General features: G+C 63.3%; 5 protein-coding genes. 3 read left to right on the top strand and 2 right to left on the bottom strand.

Annotated elements, in window-relative coordinates:
• The 3 genes from AC3VI7_RS11625 to AC3VI7_RS11615 all read left to right on the top strand — a co-directional run.
• On the top strand, positions 1-1,544 hold a 1,544-nt coding region (locus tag AC3VI7_RS11625), incomplete at its 5' end, for a 3'-5' exonuclease (protein ID WP_489671548.1).
• Positions 1,541-3,577 carry an exodeoxyribonuclease V subunit alpha gene (recD, locus tag AC3VI7_RS11620; protein WP_489669050.1) on the top strand — a complete coding sequence of 679 codons (2,037 nt, stop codon included), beginning with the start codon at positions 1,541-1,543 and terminating at the stop codon, positions 3,575-3,577. The genes AC3VI7_RS11625 and recD, both read left to right, overlap by 4 nt.
• Before the next feature lie 2 nt (positions 3,578-3,579).
• Entirely contained in the window at positions 3,580-3,933 is a 354-nt protein-coding gene (locus tag AC3VI7_RS11615) for a DUF3147 family protein (RefSeq protein WP_489669070.1), read from the top strand.
• A 12-nt stretch (positions 3,934-3,945) separates the two neighbouring features.
• On the opposite strand, the gene AC3VI7_RS11610 is transcribed toward AC3VI7_RS11615, so the two are convergent.
• Positions 3,946-4,338, bottom strand: a complete 393-nt coding sequence (locus AC3VI7_RS11610) for a hypothetical protein (RefSeq protein WP_489669049.1) — start codon at positions 4,336-4,338, stop codon at positions 3,946-3,948.
• A partial coding sequence (locus tag AC3VI7_RS11605; protein WP_489671547.1) for an efflux RND transporter permease subunit occupies positions 4,317-7,272 on the bottom strand: 2,956 nt, incomplete at its 5' end. The genes AC3VI7_RS11610 and AC3VI7_RS11605, both read right to left, overlap by 22 nt.

The raw sequence follows: 7,272 nt of genomic DNA, 5'->3' as shown, positions 1-7,272 counted from the left end.
AAAAGCTTGACGGTGGGCCCGCCTTGCTGCGCTGGTTCAGCGATCAGATCGCCGAGCCAGAAGGCGGGCGTGACGAGCAAATCGTGCGGCTAGAAAGCGAAGCCGATCTGGTCCAAGTGGTGACGGTCCACAAGTCAAAGGGCTTGGAGTACCCGCTGGTCTTTTTGCCGTTTGCGGCCAGCGTGCGCCGGGGCGGTCAGGGCGGTGGTAAAGGCGATGGTAAGGGCGGTGATGAAACGGACTCGGAGGACCAAGACGACGAGCGGCTGGACCAAGAAGCCTTGCGCGAAGACATCCGCTTGCTCTACGTGGCCCTGACCCGCGCGCGCCATGCGCTGTGGTTGGGGCTGGTGCCGCCCTCGGCCACCACCGCCAAGGCCGACCCGCAAGGCGTGGGGGCCACGACGGTGACGCGCAGTGCCTTGGGCTGGCTGCTGGCTGGGGCAGAGATCGTTGCGGATGACGCTTGGCAGATCAAAGCGCCCGATCTCCCCGCCTTGCTGGGGCAAGTTTGGTCACCGGCGTCACCGGCGTCACCCGAGCTTTTCCATCTCAGCCTTGCTGCGCAGGAGGGCGATGCGTTGCCATGTACGCTCTGGCAAGCCCGCAGCCTGCCGCCTTTGGTGCTCGACGCCCCAGCCTACCAAGCCCGCTTTGAGCGCGATTGGGCCATCGGCAGCTTTTCAGCTTGGGTGCGTGATCTGGACCATCACGATCCCGAGGACATGGCGTTTGACTCCGATGGTGCTGGTTTTGTGTCCGTTCGCCCTGAGCCTGTCGAAGGGTTGATGCAAGAGCAGCCCTGGCACCGCTTCCCCCGAGGCTCCGAAGCCGGTCGCTTCATTCACGCCTGCTTGCAAGGCTTGGCGCAGGCCGGGTTGGCCAGCGTCCACAAACCAAGCTTTGCCGAGGCCTTGCAGCGCCGCTGTGATCTTCAAAATCCGCAAAGTCAGCCAAGTCAGCCCAGTAAGGGCTGGTCGGCTGAGACCTTGGTGCCGTGGCTGCAAACCATCGTCGAGACGCCCTTGCCGGGGCTCGGCGCGCCGCTGAGCGCCGCCGACCGGGTCTTGGCCGAGATGGAGTTCTGGATGCCTGCGCCCACGGCCTCGTTGCAGCAGCTGGACGGCGTGTGTCGGCGTCACGGCTGGCCGGGGCTGGATCGGCCGGCGCTGACTCAAGGGGTGCAGAACGGTTTGATGATGGGTTTTGCCGATCTGGTGATCGAACACGCCGGGCGTTATTGGGTGCTGGACTACAAGAGCAATCACTTGGGCGAGCGCGATGGTGCGTATACCGAGCGCGCGTTGGTCCACGCCGTTTTGCAGCATCGCTACGACGTGCAGGCCGCGCTCTACCTGATGGCCCTGCACCGGCTGTTGCGCCAAAGGCTGGGTGCCGCGTATGCGCCGGAGCGCCATCTGGGTGGGGCGATGGTGCTGTTTGTGCGCGGCATCCAAGGGCCGTGTGCTGGCACCGTGTTGCTGCCCGCCACAGCGGCTTGGTTGGCGGATCTGGACGGTCTGTGGGCCAAGGAGCCGGTATGAACGTTGCGATGAACGACGCTGCGACGATGTTGCGTACCTTGCAGCGCTGGCGCGATGCGGGCTGGTTGCGGGCGCTGGATTTAGCGTTGGCGCGCTTCATCCACAGCCTTGATCCCGAAGCCAAGCCCTTGCTGCTGCTGGCCACCGCCTTGCTGGCGCAACTCGAATCGGCCGGGCACACCTGTTTGCGCCTTGATGGGCTGCTGGGGAAAGAGCTGGGGAGCGACTTGGCTTGGCCGGTCGAAGCCGTGCGTGAACTGAATGACGTGCTGGATGGCGCTTTGGGGGAGATGAGCAGCCCCTGTGTGGGTCATGCCGAGGCCGGCTCTACGCCCTTGGTGCTGGATGGCCCGAGGCTCTATTTACGGCGCTACTGGATGGATGAACAGTCCATCGCTAAATCGCTGCTGCAACGGGTCCGCACACTCCCCCACGTGCAGGCCAACGCCCATCACAACGCCCATCAGGCGCAGGCGGTGCTGCAAACGCTCTTTGATCCGACCGATGCCTTGGACTGGCAACAAGTGGCTTGCGGGCTGGCGCTGCGCCGGGGCCTGACCCTGCTGACCGGCGGGCCGGGCACCGGCAAGACCTACACCGCTGCGCGTTTGCTGGTGCTGCTGCAAAGCTTGGCCGATCAGCCTCTGCGCGTGGCCTTGGCAGCGCCCACCGGCAAAGCGGCGGCCCGCTTGCATCAGTCGATTGAATCGGCCTTGGTCAAGTTATCCGGACTCTCTAGACTCTCCGGACCTGCTGTGCGCCACCTGACCGAGCATTTGCGGCCGGCGCAGACCTTGCACAGCTTGTTGGGCGTGCAGCCAGACAGTCGGCGCTTTGTGCATGACGCCAGTCAGCCGCTTGATGTCGATGTCTTGATCATCGACGAGGCGTCGATGGTGCATTTGGAGCTGATGGCGCGGGTGCTGGAAGCCTTGCCGCTCACGGCGCGCTTGATCCTGCTGGGCGACAAGGATCAGCTCGCTTCGGTCGAGGCTGGATCGGTGTTGGGCGATCTGTGCGATCACGTGCCGGATCGGCCCTACGCGCCTGAGACCTGTGCATGGATACAGGCATCGACCGGCCAGATCTTGCCGCCGCAAGTGCGCGCTGGACCCATGGACCCCGTGTTGGACTTGGCGCAGCAGGTGGTGATGCTGCGCACCAGTCAGCGTTTTGGTGGGGCCATTGCCGCCTTGGCCCAAGCGGTCAACACCGGCGACGCCATGGCAGCTTGGGCGTTGCTGCACGCCGCTGGTCCAAAGGAATCCGGTGAGCCGGGTGAGTCGGGTGAGCCGCTGGCGCTGCAACAACCGCAGCACGCCCATGCGCTGGGGGAGCTGGCGCTGCATGGACGCGCTGGGGCGGCGGGCGGCTATCGCAGCTTTCTCAGCTTGCTCAAAGCTGGGCCAGCCCATGACGGCGTTGATGGGGCTGAAGGCGGGGACGCTCGCCAGGCATGGATTCGCCAGTTGTTGCGCAGCTTTGAAGGTTTTCGGGTGCTGAGCGCGCTGCGCGAAGGCCCTTGGGGCGTGACCGGGCTGAACAAGGTGATCGAGCAAGCCTTGGCCCACGCTGGGCTGATTCGGCCAGGGAGTTTGGGCGGCGGCTGGTACGAAGGTCGCCCGGTGATGGTGACGCGCAACGATCCGGCCTTGGGGGTTTTCAACGGCGATGTCGGCATCGCCCTGCGCAACCCACGCAACCTTGCGGACGCGATGCTGCGGGTTTGGTTTCTGGACGGCGAGCAATTGCGCTCGGTCGCCGCCAGCCGTCTAGCGGCTGTGGAAACCGCGTGGGCGATGACGGTGCATAAATCCCAAGGCTCTGAGTTCAGCCACACCGCCTTGGTCTTGCCCGATCACGGCAGCGCAGTGCTGACCCGCGAGCTGGTCTACACCGGCCTGACCCGCGCCCGCCGCGCCTTCACCCTCATCGCCCCCAACCCCGAAGTCTTCACCCAAGCCCTCCAACGCCGCACCCGCCGCGCTAGCGGGTTAGGGGCCGTGCTGGCAGCAACCCAGGGTCACCCTTGAGCATGAGCCCTTGGATCGTCATGAAGTACCTGATCACCGCTGCTTTGGTGGTCTTGATTTCAGAGTTCGCCAAACGCAGCGACAAGCTCGGCGGCTTCATCGCCGCCTTGCCCTTGGTGACGGTGCTCACGCTGATCTGGCTGTACCTCGAAGGCCAACCGGCCACCAAAATTGCCAGCCACGCCAGCTACACCTTTTGGTACGTCGTCCCGACGCTGCCGATGTTTCTGCTGCTGCCCTTGCTGCTACCCCGCTTGGGCTTTTGGCCCACGCTGGGGGTCTGCATCCTCGTCACCCTGGTGCTTTTTGCCCTTTGGGCGCTGCTCCTGCGGCGCTTTGGGGTGGAGTTGCTGTGAATCCTTGAATCATCACTTGATGCTGAAGCGCACCAAGATGGGTTGGTCATCCACGCCCTTGATGGTGGCGACCACTTTGGCACCGCTGGCGAGCTTGATGCCTTTGGCTTCGAGCTTGTTATCGCCCGCAGGCTTCAAGTCGGTTTCAATCTTCTCGCTGCCCTGAAGAACCGTCAGCTTGCTGCCGCCCATGTCGGCTGTCGCATACGGTTTGCCATGGTCTTCCACGTACAGGGTCACGCCGTCGCCTTGGCTAACCAGCTCGAAGCCCAGATCGCTGGCACTGCGCGTGATGCCGCCGTGCTTGGGTTTCATATCGCCGTGGGCCATCGCGGTACTGAAAGCCAAGGCGCTGAGCGCCAGAACGATGCCACGCATCAGATTCAAAGGGCGTTGTTGTTGCATGTCGATTTTTCCGTTGAAACGTGGCGCACTTGAAGGCGGCACCACAAGGCCTGATGAGGATCGGGACGGGGATGGATGGCTCGCTCGCCCACGCACCAGAAGATCACGGGGGTGAGCAAGGTATCGAGGAGCGTCGAGCTGATCAGGCCGCCAAAGATCACCACGGCCACTGGATGCAGGATCTCCTTGCCTGGGGCATTCCCTGACAGCAGCAGCGGCGTTAGTGCAAATGCCGCCACCAAGGCGGTCATCAACACAGGAGTCAGGCGCTCCAGCGAGCCGCGCACGATCATGGCCTGATCAAAGCGTTCGCCTTCGAAGTGGCACAAGTGGAGGTAGTGGCTGATCTTCAGGATGCCATTGCGGCTGGCAATGCCGGCTAGCGTGATGAAACCGACCATGGTGGCGACCGAAAGCGTGACCCCACTCAGCCACATCGCCACCACGCTGCCGATCAGAGCCAGAGGAATGTTGGCCATGATGATCCCGGCCAGCACGGCGGACTGGTAGCGCGAGTACAGCACCAAAAACATCAGCATCAGCGAGACGATGGACAAACCGACGATCAGCTGTGTGGCTTGTTCTTGGGCCTGGAACTGGCCCTCCAAGCGCATAAAAATGCCGCTTGGCAAAGGGGTTTGCGCCATCACTTGGCGGATTTTGGCCACCACGTTGCCCATGTCAGAGCCATCGGTGTTGGCATAGACAACCATACGTCGGCGACCATTTTCACGCCCGATCTGGTTGGGGCCATCCCATGCTTCGACGCTGGCAAGGCTGGCCAACGGTAGGCGTCCGGCGGGCGTGTCGATCAGGGTACGGGCCAAATCTTGCGGCCCACGCGCCGCATCAGGCAACCGCAGCACCAGCTCGTAGCGACGCGTACCTTCGATGATTTGCGCACCATGAGCACCGTCGGTCAAGGTTTGGAGCAGCCTCAAGGCCTCGCCCGGTGAAAGACCCGCCTGAGCCACCTTGCGCTGATCGAGCCGCACGACGATCTGGGGAATCAGCACTTGCTTTTCCACGCTCAAGTCCACCAGACCGGGCACGCTGGCCAAGTCGGCGTGCATCTGGTTGGCCAAGCCCCGCAAGGTGTCGAGGTCGTCACCGTAGATCTTGATGGCTATTTGGGCGCGCACGCCGGAAAGCAAGTGATCCAGTCGATGTGAGATCGGCTGACCGATCGCGACTTGGGCAGGCAGGGAGGCGAGTTGAGTACGGATCTTGGCCATCACCGCTTCGCGGTCCAACGGCCCGTGGTCGCGGCGTAAATCCACATCCATTTCGGCTGAATGCACCCCTTCGGCGTGCTCGTCCAGTTCAGCTCGGCCCGTGCGTCGGCCCACTTGGGTCACCTCGGTGATCTGAGCGATCAGGGTCTCGGCCATCGCGCCCAAACGATTGGCCTCGGCCAGCGACGTTCCCGGGTTGAACATCAGGGACAGCACCAGTGAACCTTCGTTGAAGGCGGGCAGGAAGGCGCGAGGCATGAATGGCACGCTGACCGCAGCGACCAAGACCGCCAGCGCCGCCCCACCGATCAACTTCTTGGCGCGCGGAAAGGACCAAATCAGGACACGGGCATCCCAACGTTTCAGCCATGCCACCAAGGGACTATCCCCTCGGCTGAGGTGTTTCATGCCGGGTAGCAGGTAAACACACAGCACCGGGGTCACGGTCATTGACACCAGCATCGAGGCCAAGATCGACACGATGTAAGCCATGCCCAGCGGCGAAAAAAGCCGCCCTTCGATGCCGGGTAGGGCAAACAGCGGTACGAACACCAGCACGACGATGACGGTGGCGTAGACGATGCCCGAGCGCACTTCGACGCTGGCTTGGCGTATCACGTCCAGCAAGGGAGTGGTCACGGCGGCCTCGCGGTGAGTTCTGAGGCGGCGCAGGATGTTCTCGACATCCACCACAGCGTCATCGACGAGCTCCCCAATAGCGATGGCCAAACCGCCAAGAGTCATCACGTTGAGAGACTGCCCGAACATTTGGAAGACCAAGGCCGTCATGGCCAAGGACAGCGGGATGGCGGTCAGTGAGATCAGCGTGGTGCGGGCCGAGAGCAAAAAGGCGAAAAGCACGATGGCGACCATCACGGCACCGTCGCGCAGGGCCTCGGTGACGTTGTGGATCGAGGCCTGGATGAAATCGGCTTGGCGGAACAGCACACGCGGTGCTGCCAAACCGGAAGGCAGGCTGGGTTGCAGTTCGGTCAAGGCGGCCTCGATGGCCCGGGTGAGGCTGACCGTGTCGGCCGCCGGCTGCTTTTGCACGCTGACGATCACGGCCGGAGCCCCTTGGTAGCCTGCATCACCTCGCTTGAGACCGGCCGCAAAGCGCACATCGGCCACGTGAGCGAGCAAGATCGGTCGGTCTTGCTTCCAAGCCACGGCCACGCCTTGAAGGTCTTCGATTCGGTTCGTGCGACCGATGTGACGGATGAGGTATTCGCGGCCGTTGAGGTCGATAAAGCCGCCGCTCGTATTGCTGGCAAAGCCCCGCAAGGCGTGCTCGATTTGCGAAAGTGTGACGCCGAACTGCGCCATGCGAGCCGTATCGGGCTCGACGCGCAACTGCCTTACCTCGCCGCCGATGGGAATCACCTGCGAGACCCCCGCAATGCCAAGCAGACGGGGCCGCAGGACGAAATCGGCGTACTCGCGGGCTTGCATCGGCGTGGCTGTGGCTGCACCGGGATCGGTGCTCACCTTGATCGGCAAGGCGATCAGCATCACCTCGCCCATGATCGACGATACCGGACCCATCACTGGCGTGATGCCGCTGGGCAACTGCTCACGCAATTGGGCCAGGCGTTCGGCCACCGATTGACGGTTGCGGTAGAGATCCGTGCCCCAGTCGAACTCGGCGTACACCACCGATAAACCCACGCCCGAGGTCGAACGCACCCGGGTGATGCCC

It is taken from the genome of Leptothrix toolikensis (SeqCode) (assembly GCF_057922285.1).
The sequence above is the reverse complement of the archived record's forward strand: the minus strand, read 5'-3'. Positions and strand labels throughout refer to the sequence as shown.

Coding starts and splice junctions, on each gene's coding strand:
- recD (WP_489669050.1), top strand. CDS start 1,541: ATGAACGTTGCGATGAACGACGCTGCGACGATGTTGCGTACCTTGCAG.
- AC3VI7_RS11615 (WP_489669070.1), top strand. CDS start 3,580: ATGAGCCCTTGGATCGTCATGAAGTACCTGATCACCGCTGCTTTGGTG.
- AC3VI7_RS11610 (WP_489669049.1), bottom strand. CDS start 4,338: ATGCAACAACAACGCCCTTTGAATCTGATGCGTGGCATCGTTCTGGCG.